Raw genomic sequence first — 19,033 nt, 5'->3', positions numbered from 1 at the left:
CAGATGAACATCAGTAATCTATTAGCGAGTTTACATATGAAAGATTGGCAAATTATTCGTCGTTTTGAAGAGCTTCCAGACCTCCCAGTATTAGCAGAAGTGGACGTATTAGTGATCGGTGGCGGAGCCGCTGGTGTTGCAGCTGCCGAAACCGCAGGCACTTCCGGGCAAGATACATGGCTCATTGAAAAGTATGGCTTTTGTGGTGGTGCAGCTGTAGCCGGCCTTTCCGGCACTATTTGCGGAATGTATATGGCGAGTGATATTGAAAATGCTCAGCCTGAACAAGTTGTGTTTGGTTTTACTGAGCGTTTTCGTTCTGAACTCGCCAAACGTGGTGGTGTAACAGGGCCTCAACGTTACGGCAAAACATTTACAGTTACTCACGATCCATTGATTTGGCGTGAAGTAGCAGATGACCTTTTAGAGCAAGCGAATGTCACTACGTTATTTCATACCGCTGTAACTGGTGTGATTATGGATGAAGAGACCTTTAAAGGCGTAGTGATTGAGTCTAACGCTGGACAAAGCATCATCTTGGCCAAAATGATTGTTGATGCATCTGGTGATGCTGCGCTGATTGCTCGGGCTGGTATGGATTACTATTTTGGCGATAGAGGTCGCATTCAAAACCCGACGATGTTCTTCCGTGTTGCAGATGTGGATATGAACAAATATCTCGACTATTACGGGGAAGACACTATCTGCCCACCCAAAGTGACAGAGAATATTATATCTGCCAATGCGAGTGGGAAGTTTGACCTACCTAGGAATAAGATCTGGATTTTCCCAACCACACGCCCGAATGAGTTGATGGTGAACGCTACGCGGTTGGCTGGCCAAGATGGGCGCATGCTAAATGTGATTGACCCTAAAGATTTTACTGAAGCAGAAGTTTTTGGTCGCCGCCAAGTACGTGAATACACCAAATTCTTGAATAAATTCGTGCCTGGTTGTGAACGTGCTTACGTTGTTGATACCGGGGTTGAAGTTGGAATTCGACAAACCCGTTCTATTGTTGGCGTCGAAATGCTGACTAATGACGATGTAGTGAACTGCCGTAAGCGCAGTGATGGAATTTGTCGAACGCCATGGCCTATTGAACTGCACTCAGGGGACAAGCCCAAGCTTCATTGGCTCCTCGATGATTACTATGACGTGCCTTACAACACTCTCGTACCTGTTGTGGGCGAGAATATTATTGTAGCGGGACGCTGTTTGAGTGCTGAGCACGAAGCCTTAGCTTCTGCTCGAGTCACCGCTCAATGTTTTGAGTATGGGCATGCCGCGGGGATCGCAGTAGTGAAAGCCATTACCGAAAATAAACGTATCCGAGACCTAAAAGGTCAAGATATTCGCAGTGTCATGATCAACAACGGCAGTGCACTTTAAGGAGAATAATAATGAAAAATACTGTGATCAAGAGAGTTGAGCTGTACGCTGTTGCTGACCGTGATGCCCCGCCTATTCCTTGGGCGGATAATCAAGAACCCCTACTGTACACCAATAATATTGTTCGAATTATTTGTAACGACGGTACAGAAGGAGTCGGCGCAACCATTAGTTATACCGAAAATGATTTTGACCGCTGCATCGTGGAAGCAATGCGCACTATCGTTCCAGGCTTGATAGGTAAGAACCCGTTGATGACAGAAGAGCTGAATACCTGGTTACAAGCTCGTTGTTCATGGGGCGGTCTGCCAGCTAAATCACCTATTGATATCGCAGCTTGGGACATCAAAGCAAAAAAAGCCAATATGCCTCTGTATATGCTATTGGGTGGGGCGCGTCATAAAATTCGTTCTTATGCTTCTTCACCTATGTTCGATAGCGTTGAAGAGTATTACCCATACATTGATGATTGTATTGAACACGGATTCACCGCAATCAAGCTTCATTGTTACTGCGTCTATGAGAAAGACGTCAAGCTAGTTAACGCGATTCAAGAGCGCTACGGTAATAGCGATATTCGCTTTATGCTTGATACGGCAACGTTCTATACACCTGCTGAAGCAATGAAAATGGCGAAGCTAATGGACGGTTATAATTGGGAATGGCTAGAAGCGCCAGTTTCTGATTATGACTACAAAACTTACCAACGCTTGGTTGATAAAACTGATTTGGAAATATCTAGCCATGGTAACTGCCTACTGACACTTCAAGAAGTAACGTACGCACTGGGCAATGGATTTTGGTCGGATGTTCGCCAAGATGCAACGGTTTGTGGTGGTATTACACAATTGAATAAGTGTTTCGCAATAGCAGAAGGCCATTCAAAAAATCTAGAAATTCAAAGCATGGGTTATACCATCACACAAGCGGCGAACTTACATGTCGCACTTGCCCACCATAATTGCAAGTTCTTTGAACAGTTCTACCCATATGAAAGCTTTGAATTAGCTTCTCATACTCAAATCCGTACAGATAAAGAAGGCTTTGTCCACGCTCCAGAGGGCAACGGCCTTGGGGTTGATATGGATTGGGACGCAGTTAAAGAAGCTTCCATTCTAAGTTACGTGTTCGAATAAATTCACGAAATACAAAAATTAAAACAATAACGAACCCTACAATCACTTACGCAGCGTTCGGGCGTAAGTGTTCACACAACATTATGGATAAGAATAATGAAAGGACTAGAACGAACTAACCTCGACCAAATGGCCATTGCGGTCTCTTTGGTTATCGTTGCTGCAGTATCACTCTTTTTTTTAAGTGATACAGAAAATGCGATTAGTATTGCAAACAATATATTTACCCTGATTGCTTATAACTTTGGAACCCCCATTCTTTGGTATGCCTTTGGACTAGTGATCATCGCCGCTTTTTTCATATGCTCAAAATACGGCTACATTCGTATGGGCAATGAGAAGCCGGAGTTTTCCACTTTTGCCTATATCACCATGATGGCACTGGCTGGCGTAGGTTCTGGAACAGTATATTGGGCATTTTTAGAGTGGTCTTACTACATAAAAACGCCACCTTTCAATATTGCAGCAGACTCTATCGAAGCCACCGAATGGGCTGTAACTTATAGCTTGCATCACTGGGGAATTACCGCTTGGGCAATTTATGCCATCACGGCGATCCCTGTCATGTACTCATTTTATATCCGAAAAAACAATTCATTGAAAATCAGCGACATTGTGAGGTCGATGATTAAAAATCCAACGCTTGCCAAAGTAATCGGTCGAGTGATTGACATTACTTACCCTATTGCAATCGTGTTTGGTTTGATCATCGTTTTAGCGTTAGGGGTGCCAATTATTTCTGCTGCTGTATCGCTACTGTTTGGCATTGAAAATACCTTGATTTTGAAACTGTCGATGGTAGCGGTTGTTGCCTTACTACTGACGTTGAGCTCATTTTTAGGCATTGAGAAAGGGATGCAAAAAATCAGCAGCTTTGGTACCTATTTTGTCGTTGGCTTAGCAATCTACTTACTTGTTTTTGGGCCTACTCAGTTTATTTTAGAAAACACCAGTTCTTCTATCGCGATCTGGGCACAGAACTTCATCAAGATGAGCTTATACACAGACGCCATTCAGCAATCGAAATTCCCTCAATCTTGGACTGCTTATTTCTGGGCATACTGGATGATTTTCATTCCCTTGATGTGTGTGTTTGTAACTAAGGTTTCGAAAGGTCGTACTATCCGCGAAGTTATTGTTTGCATGATAGGTGGCGGGACGGCAGGCATTGCTGCACTCTTCTCGATTGTTGGATCATTCATGATGAAAACGCAATTGGATGGTAAAGTTGAAATCAGCAAAATGGTGGCAGAAGGTAATGCAAGCCAAGCGATTGTTAACTCGTTAAATACTTTACCAATGTCATCGCTTATCTTGGTGGTATTTATCATCTCGACGTTCTTATTGTTGGTCACGACAATGGATGGCAGTGTGTTTACGGTTTCTTGTAATACTCAAAAGAAATTGGATGAGCACGCTAATCCATCAATCCCACTAAAAATATTTTGGTGTTTGATTATTGTCGCTATTCCTGCGGTGTTCATCAGTGTCGATGCGCCAGTTTCTTCGATGCAGTCAGCGATCTTGATTTTTGCTCTACCAATACTACTCTTGACTAGCTTTATGCTGATGAAAATGTTCGGCTATATGCGTGAGGATTATGGTCACTTAAGTGCAGAAGAAATCAAGGCAATGCATATTATTAATAATGAAGTTGCCGTGATTGAGGCTCCTGAAGAGATCGAATCACAACCTGTGACTAACTAATATTAGTTGTAAAAAATAAGGTTCATCGCGGCTTTCCGGGGAAAGCCGCTTTTATCTTCAAGAAGAAGTAGTCGGTATCTCGATACCCATACCCCATTCGCTTGATTAGCTTTATCTTGTTGTTTATCCCTTCTAGGGTGCAGGTGTTTAGCGGATAACTTGCCGATGCGATAATACCGTGAAGATAAGGACTCAGTTTTCGTGCGAACTCTTTCAATGGCTTAATTCCACTCTCTTGTACTTGTGCCCACCACGCCTCCCAGAGCCCTTTAGCATGTGCTTCTGATTCACAATACCAAAGCTCTTTGAGTTGTGCCCCGAGTATATAAGTGGTCATTAAGTCCTTATTGATATTCAATATTTCTGTAAGATAGCTGTCTTGCCGTGGATTTAAGTTGCCTCTATTTTTCAACAACACCCAGCGTGAGCGCTTGACCCATTGCCTCGCTTTTTTATCTTGCTTGAGTTTGTTGGCTTGGTCGACTCTGACTCTATCCATTACCTCACGGCCGAACTTAGCAACAACATGGAATAAGTCGTAAACGATTTTGGCGTTCGGGCAGTGCGCTTGAACTTCAAGGTCAAAAGCCGTATTCATGTCCATCGCGACCGCTTCGATATTATTGCCATGCTTGCCTAACAGCTCGAAGAACGGTCGTATGTCCTTGCGGCTACGGCCTAACCCTATCCAAATAACTTGGTGAGTCTTAGCGTCAGCGATGACCTTGGCATACCGATGTCCTTTAAAGATAGCGAACTCATCCATGACGAGTTGCCTTAGCCCCTCCCATTTCACTGACGGTACCACTTGGCGAAGTCGGCGTTTATCTATCTCTTTAATGGTGTGCCAATGTACGCTTGTTAACTGGGAGATATGCTTAATGGGAAGAAGAGGCAGCAGTTGTTCTATATAACTTTTTAAGCGCTTCGTGATGCGAGCATAAGGCTCTAACCAAGATAGAGACTCTGTTTTTATGCCGCAGTCACGACACTTGATTCTTCGTGTTTGAACGGAAAGTTCAACAGGAACACCGAGCAACATGGCCTCTTTTACATGACGCCATTGATACTCATGAATAGCCTCGGCCTCGAGACCACAAAGGCACTTAGCCTCAGAGTTAGGTTTAAGAGTCAGGGTAATAAGTGATGCTGTCTGGTGAGACTTTACTATTTGAAAGCCTTCCCAGAATGAAGATAGGAAAGTATGATTCGGCATGAAAACGGTAGTTTGTGTATGATTTTTGTTTGGCGACTAAACCATATCACTTACTACCGTTTTTGTTTTTAGTTCCCGCTAATCCGCGATGAACCAAAAATAAGCCACACTCATTGAGTGTGGCTATTTGTTTGCCGATGGTGTTTCGGTTTTGATACTGATAAATACTAGTTTAAGTTGTTATTAATTTACAATGTAAACCCTAGCTATATGACGTGTGAACGCCAAATTAGTGTGCGCCGATCACCTTATCACCACTTGGGTAGGCTTTTGAACCCAGAACATTACCGTCGACTTCTTTACCATAGTAACCTTGGTGATTGTGGTAGCGCTTAGCATTGCTAGCAACATCACCCTTGTATCGAGGATCTTGTGGGCGTTCATGACTATTCACAAATGCAGCCACATCCCATGCATCTTGAATCGAAAGTTGCTGGCTCTTTCCAAGCGGCATGTTTTCATAGATGAAATAGGCAGCGGTGTTCACCCGGTGCATACCCGCGCCCCAGTTATACGCGTTTTCGCCCCACAATGGTGGAAAGTATGAACGTCCGTCAGCCCCTTTAATACCTTCACCATTTTGACCATGACAGGTTTGGCAGTTGGTTTGGTAAACCTTTTCACCACGCGCTATCGATGGCTCTTGTTCAGGATTATCAATCTTAGGATAGCCACGCCCTGCCAACTTACTGCGGCCATCGATTGGGTATTTGCTTAACAGCTCTTCAGGGAGAGGGAAGCTTTCCGCTTTACCACCGACTTGTAAGTCGGCATCGCTAATCTCAGGAACGGGTGTATCTTGCATGCCGTTCTTGTCTAAGATGCCGCCCATCGCCAGCCAGTATGAATACGCCGTCAGTGCGACCATCTCTTTTGAACCCTCAGCCGGTGGCAGACCATTCATTGAGTAGGTGAAGCAACCTTGGATACGTTCTGCGTAGCTGTTTACCTTGTCGTTCTTGGAACGATACGCAGGGTAGGCCATGTACGCACCCCAAAGAGGTGCTGCGTTAGGCTTCATGCCCGCTTGCATGTGACAGTTTACACAGTTTTGTTCATTGCCTACGAACGTGCCACGCATCTGTTGTGAATCGACAAACAGCGAATAACCCAATTTTACTTTGTCGCCAAATTCCCCAGCAGGGATATCAACCAAGTCTCGTGGCACCAGATATTTGTTATCTTGAGGCTTCTCAACGGCTGGCAGTTCGGTTTGGCGATCGGGTAACTCACCTTCGGCATAAGCGATTCCAGAGGCAAGGGTTGCGGTAATTAGAAGTAATGTTTTCATGCGAGCCCTTTAGTATCGGAAAGAGGCGAAGTAGTAAGACAGGTTTTTGATCTCATCGTCGGTTAACTTGCCCGCGATATTACCCATCATGTTCAAATCATCACCCTTACGAGTGCCATTTTTCCAAGCGTTGAGCTGAGTTTGAATGTAGTCGGCATGCTGGCTTGCTAGGCGCGGGAATTTGTCCACGCCCATACCGCTTGGCCCATGACAGGTTGCACAGGCTGGAATGTTTCTATCCCAATCGCCTTGGAATACAAGTTTACGATAGGGGTTATCGATATCAGCCTGTGAGCCGCGCTGCTCTAAATCGGTAAATTCGTATGAAGGTAGTGATGCAAAGTATTCTGCGACCTCACGACGAACAGCGGGATCAGATACACCGTCAGCCATTCCCTTCATGATCGCGCTTTGACGCTCACCACTTGAGAACAGAACCAGTTGATGTTCTAGATAGTCAGCATTGAGCCCTGCAAGCATAGGGGCAATGTTGGGCATGCCTTTACCGTCGGCTTGATGGCAGCCGCTACAAGTTTCTGCGGCTTCTGGCATTGGATTGGGTGCTGCTTGTGCAAAAGCGGATAAAGAAAGGCTTCCTAGAGCAGCGATGCAAAGCGTTAGAGTTTGAGTTTTAATTGTCAGCTTAGTCATGAGGCGTCGCTATTGGTTGTAATGCACACATTTTCGACATAATTGGTTGTTCGCGCTATTGTGGATTTCCACATTAATTCACTTGGAACTTGAGGTGAGTCTCACATTAATAACCTCAGTCACCATAATGGTATTGATGTGAACTTCGATAGGCTGATCCAACTGCCGTTTATGAAATGCAAGGGAACTGCCATGTTCGCCTCGGTATAACTGCTTGTTAAGGCTCTTTTATGGCACCGATTGTATAAGCATAGCTGCTTTATGGAGGCGGGCTTAAAAAATTGTGGTGAAATGAAGATTACCTAATGGCTTTGGGTTGATTACTCTATCTAGAGCGGATTCTTTATGTAGATTGGGTACTTTATGTAGATTGGACGTTTATCCAAATAGAGTGCTTTTCTAGATCAAGGGGACGAAAAAACAGGGTAACCTCGAATGACGAAGTTGCCCTGTTGTGTTCTCATCTGCAAATCAGATAAGGAAGTGTTTTGACTCTGTGCCTAAGTTATAGCTTGCTGAGTTTAAGTTAGACCTTGTAGATCTTAGCCGGAAGCGCTTGTCTTGCTGCTGCGCCCACAACCCAATCCAACATCACGCCTTTTCCTTCTCTCGTCGGATCAATCAAGCCAATATCATTGATGTTAACGCCATCGTTTGACTTCATTTTCACCGGTTGTTGTGTGTCACCGATCCAGTGTGCACGCTCGCCGAGTTCTTTATGACCAAAGCCGTGTTCAAAGCCTAATGTTCCCGGTTTGATGCCATCAATCACCATCGCCAAAGCATGTGTGGTTGAGCTCGGTGTTTCAATGGCAAACACGTCACCGGTTTTGATACCCGCAAAAGAGGCGTCTTGCGGGTGGATGTAAACCGGATTTACCCCCTTGATGGATTCTAAGCGTGGTGACAAATTCGATACCGCACTGTGAATATTGGACTTGAAGTTAGTTAGCGTAAATGGCCACTCTGTTACTGGGAACTGTTTAGCCAAAGGCGTGCCGTCTGCCAGTTTTTGTGGATACCATGTCGGGCAACCCATGTACTGTTCGCCACTGATGGTGTTGCGAGAGGTACCCAGCTTTTCATTCCAGATAGCCAAAGGTTTGGTCCATTTGTACTTCATAGTTTCATTGGTGTAGGCATTGGTTGCGTCTTCGAAACGACCGCCACGCGCAAAGATATACGCCACTTTGAGCATCTCTTCTGGTTTAAGCGTTTTGTTCATTACAGGTATAAGGCGCTCAAGACCAGACCAAACAATATCTTCCGCATCCACATTCGGCACACCACCTTTTACGAACGCTAAGTTAGCAGCTGAGCGCAGGTAGAAGTCTTCAGCGCTATGAATACCGTGCCAGTTACCTTGGCTATCTTTGATTACGTTGTCGCCGAAGCCACCTAACCCCAGTGTTTTCGCCAGATCAATAAAGAAGTTCTCTAGGTTAATGGCGCGCCCGTCTTGAGTGCGTGAGGTTTTAGGCTCAACAATCGGCCAGCGAGCGGTGATCGCTTTGGTCGCGACGCCATGCCACGGGGTTGCCATGCCCCAGCTTTCGTAGGTCACCGTGTCTGGCACTAGGTAATCCGATAACGCTGTGGTCTCATTGATGAAGGCATCGATAGAGATGATCAAGCCAAGCTGTTTTGGATCCTTAAGCTTTTCACCCAACAAGTTATCTAACCCCGGAACACCATAAAGTGGGTTCGCCATGTGGTTGATCCATGCCTTTGCACGATAAGGGTAACCGTCAATCGCAGCTGATAAGTGCTCAGTTAAAAGCGGAGCTGATATTGGGTACCACGGCGCGCGGGTCGGGTAAGGTGACTCGCCTGCGGCAACGCGACGTTTGTATTCGCTAGTTTTTTGATACGGGAACTTGCTGCGGGACAAGAATACACCTTGAGGCTTAGTCTTACCTTTAAACTTGGTAAAGTCGTAACGTGGACCAGCAACCGAAGTCGGGTAGCCGCCCGCTTTCGCCATCGCACCGCCTTTCGCGTTGATGTTACCGATCAGCGCGTTCAGCATCAGAATAGAGAACGAGTTGTAGAAGCCGTTGGTGTGCATGTTTCCACCGTGAGTATCCACGACTGCTTTTGTACCGTAACTGGTGAAGCGTTTTGCCAGTGCAATAATCTGGTCTTGTGGGATCTCACACTGCTCACTGTAGTAAGCAAGGTCGTATTTGAAGGCTTCTTCTTTCAATCTTTGCAGAGAAGATTTAACGCGAACAGTCTGACCATCGATTTCTACATCTTGATCGACGAACAGAGCCGCTTCATTCACCTGAATATGCGATGATAATAGTGAAGTTGTCACATTGAGTGCGATGAATCCGTCATCGTCAGACATCGGTTCGCCTGTTTCTAGCAACCCTATATCCGATGCACGAAGCATACGCCCATTTTGTGGGTGCGACTCGTCACTGATCACAAGGTGAGATGCATTACACCAGTGTGTGGTGCCTGCTTTTTGCATCGCTTGTGCGCTTGGGCGAGACAAGAAGTCGTGATTGTATCGTTGGTTTTCGATGATCCATTGGATCATGCCAAGAACTAATGCTGAATCGGTGCCCGGTTTGATCGGTAGCCAGTTATTGCGATCGCCCGCCGCAAGGCTTGACGATCCTGCCGGAAGGCTTGGTGTCACTATGGTGTAGCTGAGTTTTCCGTTGGTACGAGCCTCAGCCAATTGTCTTGCTTGACGCTTGAACGGGTTACCCGCTTGAGCCGGAGACATACCGATGAAAAGAATGAACTCTGCGTTGTTGAAATCTGGTTTTAAGTGCGAGAACTTGTCTAGATCGTTCATGATCGCACCTGAACCCGCACGGAACGCGTAACCACAGTAAGAGCCGTGGTGACCAAAGTTGCGTGTGCCGTAGCTGTTAAATGCAAAGCGCTTCAAGATGTCGTCACGGCCTTCATTACCGGCATTGGTCACAAGCAGTTGGTTGGCTTTTGGTCCGTATTCAGGGTTGTTTGGATCGAGTGGTGTTTCGATGTCACGAATCGATCGTAAGCCCTCAACTTTACCTTCACCGAATAAGTCACCACCCTCGGTGATCTCAGAGATAAGTTGTTCGTAGCTGATCGGCTCCCACTTGCCTTCACCTCGTTTACCAACACGTTTTAACGGTTGAGTGATTCGGTATGGGCTGTTTTGAATCTCCAACATGCCGTTACCACGGGCACAGGCTGTCGAACGGTTATTGATGCCTGATTCACCAGACAAGCCAATGTAGGCGTCTTTTACCGGTGTTTTGAATGGGATCTGTTGGTCACTTGATAGCGGGTGATACGGGTTGCCCGAGATACGCAAGATCTCATCATTGCGATTATCGATACGTACACGCAATCCACACAGTGTCCAGCAACCAAAACACATTGATGGTGCAACGCGTTGGTTTGGATTCGGCGAGATCTTACCTTGCTCATCGACACTGTATTCTGTCTCTAGCGAATTACCGTGATGGATGTGATTGGTTTTCTTACCCGCGGTGCCATCGATAGCACCGTGAACCATGTGTTTTGTGGTTGTCGCATAACCTGCAGCAAAAGCTCCAACACCACCGGCAGCAAGGCCTGTTTTCAAAAATTGACGACGTTTGTTATCCATGATGATTCCTCAGACTACAAGCTATGTGAGCGGTTAAGTGGTGAAGGTGTATTTTGGATTGGCTTCGATGTTGTCTTTGGTGCAGAACCAGTTGTTCGTGTAGAACCAGTAGACACGATCTCAGAGGCGAACAACGCAAGTGCTAACCAAAGACCACACATACCAACGATGCCGAGTAATCCTGCACTACCCATAGGCAGTTCATAAGGGAATGCACCCACATCAAAACGGGGAATGGTTTGAACTTCCATCATGGTAACCCAACGTACCGCCCATGCTGAAACGATGGTCGCAAGTGCAACACAAACAATTCCTAACTTGCTTTGAGATAAACGTTGCAGCGGAAGAACCAAGATCATGCACACCAAAATGCTGGTGGTCATGATGCCTAAATTGATGCCCCAAGCGTCGTTCTCATAGAGATTGAAGTGACCATGGTTAGATGCCCAAATCGACGTGAGAATGATGGCAAGGCCACCTGTTAAGGTAATGGTTCTTTGTATCAGAGCTAGGTCTGTTGGTTTTAAGCTTGGTTTGCTTGAAGGCAGCAGAGCCCAAATCAACAGAGTTAAACCCGTTGCGGCAAAGAATGCGGTCGTGAACCAAAGCAATGGAGAAGCCGGTTGATGCCAAAGCGGTCGGCTCGCCAAAATCGCAATCTCTGCGCCTGTATAAAGCGCGATGCTTAGGCCCGAAATAGCCGTCACAGCAGCGAGTGCAATCATCAGCTTTGATGATATTTGCCATTTACCTAGCGTCAGCCAAGACAAACGTTTTAGAAATGGGTTTTCACTTTGTTTAAGCTGTGCGATGTCGTCACGCAGGTAAACCCAAGCCGTCGTGACAGCCAGACCAGAAAATAAAGGTAGAAACAGAGAGCCCAATGACATCCATGACCAAGGCGTAATATGAGCATAGAAGTGCCACGCACGTCCGGGTTGGTGCAAGTCACCGGTTAATGCTAATGGTCCAACAATCGCGCCAATGGCCATCACAAGCACAAGGGCAGAACGGAATTGGTGACTGGTTGAGTTTTTAAAGATCAGTGCAATCAAGAACAAAATAGCGGCCGCGTAGGCTGAACCTATGTAGAAGAAATATTGAACCGCCCACGGTAGCCAAGCGATCTCTTGAGCGGGGACTAACACCTCAGTGATATTCATGCTGTCTCTCCTTGTTTGCCTTGTGTCGCGATTGCCAATTCTTGTTTGCTAGAGGATGAGTTATCGATGGCGGCTGGATCATAAATCGCAGGTTGGCCTTCAATGTGACTAACGAATCGCTCGTTCATGCCGATATAGAAAACATGGGGGTTGGTATTCTGCTCTGGCTTAAGCACCTTGATGTCGTCTTGGTTTTCATTGAGCAGACGGTTGATCTCGCTGTTTGGATCTTTAAGGTCGCCAATGACACGCGCGCCACCGACACAGGTTTCTACACAAGCAGGCAGTAAGCCGTCTTCAAGGCGGTGTGCACAGAAGGTACATTTGTCTGCGGTAAGGGTGTCGTTATTAATGAAACGAGCATCGTAAGGACAAGCTTGAATACAGTAAGCACAGGCTACGCAGCGTTCATTGTCGACCATGACAATGCCGTCTTCGCGTTGGAAGGTCGCTTGAACTGGACAAACCTTGATGCAGGGAGCGTTGTCACAGTGATTACAGAGGCGAGGTAACATGAAAGATTTCACGTCTTGTTGAGCAGTCGAACCATCATCAAGGGAGACTTCATACTGTTTTACGGTGGTTCTGAACTGGCCAATTGGTGCTTGGTTTTCAACGCTACAGCCAACAGTGCACGCCTGACAGCCAACGCACTTACGTAAATCAACAGCCATGGCGTAGCGTTTACCTACTTCGCCTTTGCGGTCAGGTTGGTTGTTATTGCGAATGGCTGTGCTTGCGACTACGGTGTTGATTCCGGTGATGGGAATGAGCGCAGCACCAGCGGAAACCTTGCCGAATTGGCTGAGAAACCGTCTTTTCAATGAGTCCATGTTGGTACCTATAAATGGGTATTCTATCTGTTGGGCTCATTGTCAGATTTTGGGCGTACGCGGGGTATTGTGGATTTCCACATACCCAGATCAAAGTTGATCTAGAACAAATGTGGTTTTACCAATCTAGCTGTTATGCTTTGTTTAAAGGCTCTATTTAACGTGTCGTCAATGCGTTATTCGAGTGTGAACATGCCATCAGTGTGGAGAAAGAGATTTTAGTGACAGTCCGAAACCTAATATCAATCGTTAGCCTTTGTTGGTTGAGTCTAACTGCAGGAATCTGTTTAGCCGCTCAAGCGGAGCAAGAGATTACAACATCAAACACTGTTGAGTCGGAACAGGTGATTGAGGTCGGTGTGCTGGCTATTCGAGGCAAGCTTTCCGCGCAGCAGCGTTGGCAGCCGACGATGGATTGGTTGTCGGAGCGCATTCCCGGCAAACACTTTGTTCTCAAGCCTTTCAACTTAGAAGAGATGGCGGAAGCGGTGAAAGATGTCACGGTCGATTTTGTTGTCACCAATCCCGGCCAAGCAGTGCGTTTAGGACGTCAATACGCGCTCTCTTGGATGGCAACCATGACCAGTCACAATTACGACGATCAAGGTGTGAGCAGCACGCGCAGTATCGGTTCTGCATTAGTGGTCAGAAGAATGTCACCGTATATCTCGTTTGAGCAACTTAGTGGAAAGCCGATTGCTGCTGTCTCTGAAAATGCGTTTGGCGGTTACCTCACCATGCGCTATCAAGTGATGCAGGAAGGGCTGAACCCTAACCAATTTTTCTCTAATACTCATTTCTTGGGCTTCCCAATTGATGCGAGTCTGTATCAACTGCGAGAAGGCCATATTGAAGCGGCAGTGGTTCCTGCCTGCTTGGTTGAAAACATGATCAGTGAAGGTTTGTTGGTGGCTGATCAATATCGTGTTATCGGCAACAAAGCCCCTGAAGGATTCCGATGCCAAGTGTCTACACCTCTGTATTCCAACTGGTCATTTGCCAAAACGGAGCGAGCTTCTTCTGCACTGGCTAAGCAAATGAGTCAGGTGCTATTTGCGATGCCAAAAAGCAGTGTGCCAGCGATTGCGGCGAATGCCTCGGGTTGGACATCACCAACCAGTTTGCTGCCTATCGACAAGCTCTACCAGCAACTCGACATGCATCCACTGCAACAACCTTGGTGGAAAGAAGCGTTAATCTGGCTCAAGTACAATCAACAGTGGGCATGGGCGTTCTTTATTCTTGTCGTGTCTCTGAATGCTTACCACTTCTGGCTAGAATACAAATTCAGCCGCAGCAAAAAGCAACTAGAAGCGACGCTGTACAAGCTGAAAAGTAAGAGTGAACAGCTAGAGCACTCACAGCGTATCGCGGTAGTTGGTGAACTAGGAAGTAGCTTGGCACACGAGATTAATCAGCCTCTGGCAGCAATTCGGAATTATAGCGAAGGTGGTTTACTGCGGATTTCGAAGAACAAACCGCTGACTGACATAGAGCCTGTATTTGAGAAGATCCAGTCGCAAGTGGACCGTGCTGATGCGATTATCCAACGCTTAAGAAACATGATCAAAAAGCGTTCATCAAATAAATCTCAAATTGATATAGAAGTGCTTCTTACAGATACCATCGAGCTACTGCAATTTCGATTAGAGAAACACAAGATAACCATTGAACGTCATGTCGTGGGTAAACCTATCACGCTACATGTTGACCCTGTCGGATTGCAGCAGGTAGTTGTAAATTTGATCAACAATGCGACTGATGCATGTAATGCTCAGATGCATCGCGAACAAAGCGCTACGTCTGATATTGGTAACAAAAATAACGAACCATCGACAATTAAAGTGATTACCGAGTATCAACCGGATAAAATGATGCTGTCGGTTATCGATAACGGTACGGGCTTAGATTTTACCGAGCAACAAGTCACTCAAGCCTTTGTGAGCAGCAAAGAAAACGGCTTGGGATTAGGGCTTGCGATTTGCCAAGATGTGATTGAAGACCACAGTGGCAAAATGAGCATTACTTCACTGACTCCTCATGGTTGTCATGTCGCGGTGACACTACCTTCCTCTATTTCAAATGATTCATAAGGAATCTTGCTATGCCTGAACTTCATCAAACGTTGCCGGTCTATGTGGTTGATGACGATGAGTCGATGCGTGACTCATTGGTGTTCTTATTGGAAGAGCATGATTTTACGGTGTCAGCCTATGAAGATGGCCCGAGCTTTTTAGACTCTGTGGATCTCACAAAGTCGGGCTGTGTAGTGCTAGACAGCAGAATGCCAGAGATGAGAGGGCAACAAGTTCATGAGTTAATGGTGAAAGCGCAGAGTCCGCTGTCGGTTATCTATCTCACAGGGCATGGCGATGTGCCAATGGCGGTGGAAGCTTTGCAAGCAGGTGCGATGAACTTCTTTCAAAAGCCGGTTAAAGGAGGGGAATTGGCCGAGGCAATCAAGCAAGGATTAAAGGCTTCTGAAAAGCATCTTCACATGAATGTGTATCGCCAAGCTTATGCGTCGCTGACCGAACGAGAAATCGACATCCTTAAGCAGATCATTGATGGTAAGCGTAACCAGAAAATCGCTGATGAATTGTGTATCGCGATGAGAACAGTAGAAGTACACCGAGCAAGCTTGATGAAGAAATTCTCAGCGAAGACGGTTGCCGAGTTGGCTTACATATACGGGCAATTGACTTAACTATCACTGTGCGAAATTCCTGATGGAAACCCATCAATTTCGTCACCAAGCTTTAGGACTTTCCTGATGAAAGGCAGCCTTCATAATTTATCTATATTGAAGCAAGATCACACCATTTATGGAGTGCATACGGATAGGTCTTAGTAGACTTTTTATCGCTATGTATTCCTGAGATACTGAACTGAGTTCATTTTAGGGCGGAACGTTTTAATAACGGCGCTTTTCCCTGTAATTAGAAACATACCATTCACTATGGGTTGATCACTTTCCCGATATCGGGGCTAGTATCAGCCGAGTTAGGTTAAAATATTTTATGAGTACAATGGGAATTGCAATTGGTGCGACGGCTCTTTCGTTAATACTTGTCGCCGTGTGGCTGATCTCTTTATCGCTAAGAAAGCAGCGCTTGGAACAAGAACGTAAGGCTCGTGCTGTCGCTTATCGAAAAGCGATTGAAAAAGCGCGCATACAAGAGCAAAAAGAGCGTCACTTCAAAGCCGAAACTGGGCATGTACCGTCGATACTGTATTTGGCAAAAGAAGCTGAACGTAACAATATTAAGGAAGCTCTGTATTGGTACGACAAAGCAGCGCAACTCGATAATATTAATGGCATGTATGGCATTGTGCGCCTAAGCATGAAGCGTAAAGAAGACCTCATTTTAAGAGAGAAAGCCAACTTTTGGCAGCTAGCAATCTCTGCTTTAGACAATGACGTATCGGCGAAATTCGAGATGGGCAAAGCGCTCGTCTTTGGTCGTGGAACCGATAAGAACATCCCTAAGGGTTATACCTATATTGAAGAGTCTGCGGCTGGTGGTAATACCGAAGCGATGCTGTTTATCGGTGACTGGTGTCTAGATAAAGAAAACCCAGACTACTCTGCCGAAAGCTCTGTCGAGTGGTACCAAAAGGCCGCGGAAAAGAATAGCTTAGACGGCAAGATCAAACTTGGTATGAGTTATTTGAACGGTGTGGGTGTTGAGCCTAACCATGGCGAGGCTGTTTACTGGTTTGAGACGGCCGCAGAAAAGAACAGTGCAGAAGCCATGTTTAGAGCAGGTGAAGCTTGGATTGACCATGGTGAACACGGCAATGCCATTGCTTATATCTGGCTATTTTTATCGGCTCATTTTGGTTACTCAGAAGCCAAGCATTTGAGGGATAAAGTCGGCGGGGAACTTGGTGTGGATGCTGTCGTGGGCTTACAAGCTCTGACTAAACCGATAATGACTAAGTTGACCCAAGAAGCAATCACTAAGCACTCAATCATTAAGGCGCTCAACAAGCTCTACAAACGCAATGTCCCTGTCCCTAAGAAGGTTAAAGAAGCGTCCGATGAAGAAGGTGAGGAGTTAAATGTCGATGGTAGTCATTTAGAGACCAAAGCGTCGAGTGAGCAAGGTTCTAACGTCGATTACAGCCAGCAGGCGACGCCAAACCATGATAGCGGTGCTGCGAATCAAGGGTCACCCAGCGATCAAGCAACGCATAACAAAGAAGCAAGTCCTAACTCTCTAGACTTCAGTCAGGCAGCCGTGGATCCAAGCTGGAAAAGCAACCACTAAAACGTGTTGGTTAGCTTTGATGAGTTAGACAAGAATGACTAAAGCTGTGAAGCTATAAATCTATATAGCTCCTAGCCGTAATCTAGAAAACCAAGACAACAAAAAAGGGAAGCGAATGCTTCCCTTTTTATTTGTGTGCTATTTGCTTTTAGAGCTTAGAGCTTAGAGCTTAGAGCTTAAGCCTAATACCCAAGAGCTGTTAAGCTTTGTTTTGCTCAGCTTTACATACAGCCGCAGTGAACACTACGTCAGTTGAGCTGTTAAGTGCTGTTTCAGCCGAATCTTGAATCACACCAATGATGAAACCAACCGCTACAACCTGCATCGCTACATCGTTTGAGATACCGAATAGGCCACAAGCTAGAGGAATCAGTAGCAGTGAGCCACCGGCAACGCCTGATGCACCACATGCTGAAATTGCAGCAACAAGGCTTAGTAGGATCGCAGTGAAGATATCAATCTCAATACCCATTGTGTGTACAGCTGCAAGCGTTAACACAGTGATGGTGATTGCAGCACCCGCCATGTTGATGGTTGCGCCTAGAGGGATTGAAACAGAGTAAGTATCTTCATCTAGCTCTAGCTTCTTACAAAGGTTCATGTTCACTGGGATGTTTGCAGCGCTTGAACGAGTGAAGAATGCCGTTACACCAGATTCACGAATACATTGTAGTACAAGTGGGTATGGGTTCTGTTTTGTCTTTACAAAGACAAGCAGTGGGTTAACGACAAGAGCAATGATCAGCATTGAGCTTAGTAGAACCGCTAGCAGTTGACCGTAGCTTGCTAGTGCATCGAAGCCCGTTGTTGCGAATGTAGTCGAAACAAGGCCGAAGATACCGAATGGCGCAAGACGAATAATGAAGCGAACAATGTGTGAAACACTGTGGCTAAGGTCTTCGAAAACCGCTTTGGTTGTTGCAGATGCGTGGTGCAGTGCAAGACCAAGACCGATTGCCCAAGCAAGAATACCGATGTAGTTTGCGTTCATTAGCGCACTAACTGGGTTATCTACAAGCTTGAATAGAAGGGTATGAAGAACTTCCGCGATACCTTGAGGAGGGTTAGCACCTTCAGCGCCAGCAACCAGTGTCAAAGTGGTTGGGAACATGAAGCTCAGTACTACAGCAGTCAGTGCAGCAGAAAACGTACCAATCAGGTAAAGCACAATGATCGGACGCATATGAGTATGCTGACCTTTCTTTTGGTTTGCGATAGAAGCTGCAACAAGAATGAATACTAAAATTGGGGCAACAGCTTTCAGAGCGCCAACAAACAGACTACCTAGTAGGCCTGCATCTTGAGCTGCTGAAGGAGACACCATGGCGAGAACGACACCGAAAACAATACCAGCAAGGATCTGTAGAACGAGATTTCCACGAGCGATGCGGGCGAGCATGTTGTGATTTTGCATAAAATACCTGCAATTGTTAATTTATTATAGTGATGTATCTTTTTATAAAGTTGTACCAAATCCGACTATACACTAGTGGAATGGGCGGTCATATTAGCGGGATCTAAGAGGGTGTCTAGGAATAGTTTACTTTTAGGGTGATTGTTTGCGCTACGTGGTGTTTTTAGAGCTAAATGTTAATCAAATGTGTTTTGATTGAGATATAAATCTACAAAATGACATTTAATAGACTCAATATACTGTAAATTTGGAAATGTAAACGACTATTGGTAAGAACATTGTGTGCATAAATAGTCACACTAAGACCAAATTGAAACAAAAAGCCCCACGTGTTTAA

13 protein-coding genes are annotated in these 19,033 nt (G+C 45.8%); 6 read left to right on the top strand and 7 right to left on the bottom strand.

Annotated features, from left to right (window positions below):
* Positions 1-36 precede the first annotated feature (36 nt).
* The 3 genes from LMH68_RS15680 (at position 37) to LMH68_RS15670 (ending at position 4,235) form a co-directional block, all read left to right on the top strand.
* Positions 37-1,392, top strand: a complete 1,356-nt coding sequence (locus tag LMH68_RS15680) for an FAD-dependent oxidoreductase (protein ID WP_102566434.1) — start codon at positions 37-39, stop codon at positions 1,390-1,392.
* Positions 1,393-1,403: 11 nt separating this feature from the next.
* Positions 1,404-2,528: a mandelate racemase/muconate lactonizing enzyme family protein gene (locus LMH68_RS15675; protein WP_102566435.1), complete on the top strand. Its 1,125-nt coding sequence runs from the start codon at positions 1,404-1,406 to the stop codon at positions 2,526-2,528.
* A 96-nt stretch (positions 2,529-2,624) separates the two neighbouring features.
* The gene (locus LMH68_RS15670) at positions 2,625-4,235 is read left to right on the top strand and encodes a BCCT family transporter (RefSeq protein ID WP_102566436.1); all 1,611 of its coding nucleotides are present in this window, start codon (positions 2,625-2,627) and stop codon (positions 4,233-4,235) included.
* Positions 4,236-4,257: 22 nt separating this feature from the next.
* Here LMH68_RS15670 and LMH68_RS15665 read toward each other — a convergent pair whose 3' ends face one another.
* From LMH68_RS15665 to dsrO, 6 genes are all read right to left on the bottom strand, one after another.
* Positions 4,258-5,451, bottom strand: a complete 1,194-nt coding sequence (locus tag LMH68_RS15665) for an ISL3 family transposase (protein WP_413756011.1) — start codon at positions 5,449-5,451, stop codon at positions 4,258-4,260.
* A gap of 229 nt (positions 5,452-5,680) precedes the next feature.
* Positions 5,681-6,742, bottom strand: coding sequence for a c-type cytochrome (locus LMH68_RS15660; protein WP_229648273.1), 1,062 nt, complete (start codon positions 6,740-6,742; stop codon positions 5,681-5,683).
* 9 nt (positions 6,743-6,751) lie between these two features.
* Positions 6,752-7,393: a c-type cytochrome gene (locus tag LMH68_RS15655; RefSeq protein ID WP_017064226.1), complete on the bottom strand. Its 642-nt coding sequence runs from the start codon at positions 7,391-7,393 to the stop codon at positions 6,752-6,754.
* Positions 7,394-7,919: 526 nt separating this feature from the next.
* On the bottom strand, positions 7,920-11,012 hold the full coding sequence (locus LMH68_RS15650) for a tetrathionate reductase subunit A (protein WP_229648272.1): 3,093 nt from the start codon (positions 11,010-11,012) through the stop codon (positions 7,920-7,922).
* Positions 11,013-11,026: 14 nt separating this feature from the next.
* On the bottom strand, positions 11,027-12,175 hold the full coding sequence (nrfD, locus tag LMH68_RS15645; protein ID WP_229648271.1) for an NrfD/PsrC family molybdoenzyme membrane anchor subunit: 1,149 nt from the start codon (positions 12,173-12,175) through the stop codon (positions 11,027-11,029).
* Positions 12,172-13,008 (bottom strand): sulfate reduction electron transfer complex DsrMKJOP subunit DsrO, encoded by an 837-nt coding sequence (gene dsrO / locus LMH68_RS15640; protein ID WP_229648270.1) that lies wholly within the window; start codon positions 13,006-13,008, stop codon positions 12,172-12,174. The genes nrfD and dsrO overlap by 4 nt, the downstream gene beginning before the upstream one ends.
* Positions 13,009-13,229: 221 nt before the next feature.
* Here dsrO and LMH68_RS15635 point away from each other — a divergent pair, with 221 nt between their 5' ends.
* The 3 genes from LMH68_RS15635 (at position 13,230) to LMH68_RS15625 (ending at position 17,282) form a co-directional block, all read left to right on the top strand.
* Complete coding sequence (locus tag LMH68_RS15635) at positions 13,230-15,101, top strand: PhnD/SsuA/transferrin family substrate-binding protein (protein ID WP_229648269.1); 1,872 nt, start codon at positions 13,230-13,232, stop codon at positions 15,099-15,101.
* An 11-nt stretch (positions 15,102-15,112) separates the two neighbouring features.
* Positions 15,113-15,715, top strand: coding sequence for a response regulator transcription factor (locus tag LMH68_RS15630; protein ID WP_017064231.1), 603 nt, complete (start codon positions 15,113-15,115; stop codon positions 15,713-15,715).
* Positions 15,716-16,037: 322 nt separating this feature from the next.
* Positions 16,038-17,282: a tetratricopeptide repeat protein gene (locus tag LMH68_RS15625; RefSeq protein WP_017058838.1), complete on the top strand. Its 1,245-nt coding sequence runs from the start codon at positions 16,038-16,040 to the stop codon at positions 17,280-17,282.
* Positions 17,283-17,481: 199 nt separating this feature from the next.
* Here LMH68_RS15625 and sstT read toward each other — a convergent pair whose 3' ends face one another.
* Positions 17,482-18,696, bottom strand: coding sequence for a serine/threonine transporter SstT (gene sstT / locus LMH68_RS15620; RefSeq protein WP_004732110.1), 1,215 nt, complete (start codon positions 18,694-18,696; stop codon positions 17,482-17,484).
* Positions 18,697-19,033: the final 337 nt, after the last annotated feature.

The sequence above is a fragment of the Vibrio sp. F13 genome (genome assembly GCF_020806305.2).
GTDB classification, from domain to species: domain Bacteria; phylum Pseudomonadota; class Gammaproteobacteria; order Enterobacterales; family Vibrionaceae; genus Vibrio; species Vibrio crassostreae_C.
The sequence above is the reverse complement of the archived record's forward strand: the minus strand, read 5'-3'. Positions and strand labels throughout refer to the sequence as shown.